Source organism: Nitrospira sp. BLG_2 (assembly GCF_049222245.1).
This window is the reverse complement of the sequence record NZ_JBLYIG010000443.1, coordinates 1-2,274: the sequence shown is the minus strand read 5'-3', so window position 1 is coordinate 2,274 and position 2,274 is coordinate 1. Positions and strand designations below refer to the sequence as shown.

3 protein-coding genes are annotated in these 2,274 nt (G+C 54.2%); 1 reads left to right on the top strand and 2 read right to left on the bottom strand.

The window, feature by feature from the left end; translation table 11 throughout:
- Positions 1 to 326: 326 nt before the first annotated feature.
- Positions 327 to 668: a hypothetical protein gene (locus ACOSYY_RS12125; RefSeq protein ID WP_421662657.1), complete on the bottom strand. Its 342-nt coding sequence runs from the start codon at positions 666 to 668 to the stop codon at positions 327 to 329.
- A 161-nt stretch (positions 669 to 829) separates the two neighbouring features.
- Between ACOSYY_RS12125 and ACOSYY_RS12120 the strand changes: the two genes are divergently transcribed.
- Positions 830 to 1,291 (top strand): helix-turn-helix domain-containing protein, encoded by a 462-nt coding sequence (locus tag ACOSYY_RS12120; protein WP_421662656.1) that lies wholly within the window; start codon positions 830 to 832, stop codon positions 1,289 to 1,291.
- Positions 1,292 to 1,321: 30 nt separating this feature from the next.
- Here ACOSYY_RS12120 and ACOSYY_RS12115 read toward each other — a convergent pair.
- A partial coding sequence (locus ACOSYY_RS12115; protein WP_421662654.1) for a calcium-binding protein occupies positions 1,322 to 2,274 on the bottom strand: 953 nt, incomplete at its 5' end.

Genomic DNA, 2,274 nt, shown 5'->3' with positions numbered 1-2,274 from the left:
CCGGCGTCTGAACAAACAAATTGGCGCGCAGGCAGATTCGTGCGCGCTGTTCGATCTGCCTCGGCCTCGACGCAAAGAAAACGCGGCGAGACGATGAGGCTGAGAATAGACTGTGGGTGCCGGTGGATCAGATCAAGGCAGGACTTGGTCCCTTCAAGGACAAAGGCTCCTTCTCTAGATCTGATTTTCTTATCGCGAAGCAGTTGCCGGATCAGCGAAGCCCGTGCACGAGTGAGAGCCGGTAGATGCTGCACTGCGCCCACTATCCCCCTACACCCCCGTCGTCGCCGAAGAAAATACTACCAAGACAGCCGCGCGGTCGTCGATCATCGGCGCCTTCGTTCGGAGGCTGCTTCCGCAGCACGGATACGCTGTGCCCTTGCCTTGGCGCGCTTCAGTGCAGTCAGCTTTCCCCGAGTCCGAGTTTGCTCAAATTGCAACTGTTCCAGCTGAGACTTCAAGTGAGCCTTTTCGCGCTTATACAAACTCTCGCATTCCGCCTTGGACAGCTGTATCCAATCCCCGCTGCTCCTGGCACGCTTGATTCGATCTTCCAAGGTTTCTCGAAGCTGCTTGGCTCTCATCGTCATCAGAGATTTAAGAGCCTCTTGGCGACGCTGAACCTCTTCTTCCTCAGCCATGATGCCGCGAATATCGGTTCCCAACATAGGTTCCCACCTCCTTCAACGCGTTAAAACTTGTTCGCGCATTATACCGATTTCATGCCTGATCTTTAAATAGGTCATAATATGTTGATTTCATTAAATAAATATTATTTTTACCGTGCGATTTATTGAAGCGCACCCCTCCATTTGTGTATCATGATCTCATGTCGATAGGGCTATTTATCCGGAGCTGGAGGCTCTACAAAAACCGATCCATCGAGTCATTATCAGACGCGGCAGGAATTCCTACTGCACTCCTAGAACAGATCGAAGCTGATCAAGTTGACCCCACGACGGGTACGGTTGAAGCGCTCGCATCCGCGCTCCGCATGCCTCCCTCTTGGCTGTTTGGCCACCCCAGGTCATTCGAACATCTGTTCACAGACTCATCGGAGGCTGAGGAGCCGGACAATTCCCAGATCGATCCAGTGACTGACCGAATCTTGGCCGGGTCTCACGCCGATCGATCACTCTATGTCCTGTTGACGACGCTCATACAAGCCGGTGATCCCAAACTCTTGCGGGCCGCTGAAATGAGTTTACGCAGTTTAGTCAAGCAATCCCGCCAAGCGACCGTGCCGTGGCAACAACGCCCCTCCGGACATTTCGAACCGCCCAGCGATTGAACCAAATCTTGAACCAATCCTATCCCTCATTTATTGCCAGGTCGCGGCTAGGACAGCCTGCACTTCTTGCGGTCGCTGATCGATCGCTTGATCCCAGGTGAGGCCGGTCTGCTGCGTAAAACTCACCATCGCTTGGATGAGCTGGTCAACTTGTGTACTGAGCAGAATCTCTCCGTTGCCTGCCTGAATCGTCTCGACTCGATGAGCGTTACTGACGTACCAATCTTTCACCGTCACCTGATCTGTTGAACCATGAATAGCGAGACGGAGGTCATTGGCTTGGCGGCTAATCACGAGATCCAGAGGGTTGATCGTGGCATCAAAAATCGCTTGATCCTGATTCCCGAGGAAGGAGTCAGAGTCAAGAATAATGTCTTGGCCGTCTCCGCGAGAAAAATCGTAGACATCATTCCCGGAGTTGCCGGCCAACAGGTCGTTGCCGCTGCCTCCGGTGAATTGATCGGCACCACTGCCGCCTGTGAGCCGATCATTGCCGGCACCGCCCAACAATCGATCGTCACCCGATCCACCGTCGAGTCTATCGCTCCCTTCGCCGCCGTTGAGAAGATCGTTTCCGCTTCCCGCATTGAGGTTGTCGTCCCCGAACCCACCAAAGAGCCTGTCGTGACCGCTTCCTCCAAAGAGCGCGTCACGCCCCATCCCTCCGTCTAACAGGTCATTGCCGGAACCGCCGTCCAAAGTGTTGTCGCCGCTGTTGCCCAACAGCACGTTATGAGCGGAGTTTCCCATGCCGTTGATATCCGAAGACCCGGTGAGGGTAAGAGATTCGACGTTCGACCTGAGGATATGGGTGATACTGCTTTCGACGGTATCACTTCCTTGTCCTGCTTGTTCCGTCACCACATCTCCAGCTTGGTTCACGATATACAGATCATCGCCTGTCCCACCGAACATCATATCGCTACCAAGACCGCCATCGAGCCGGTCATGACCGGCTCCGCCGTTCAACATATTGTTGGCAC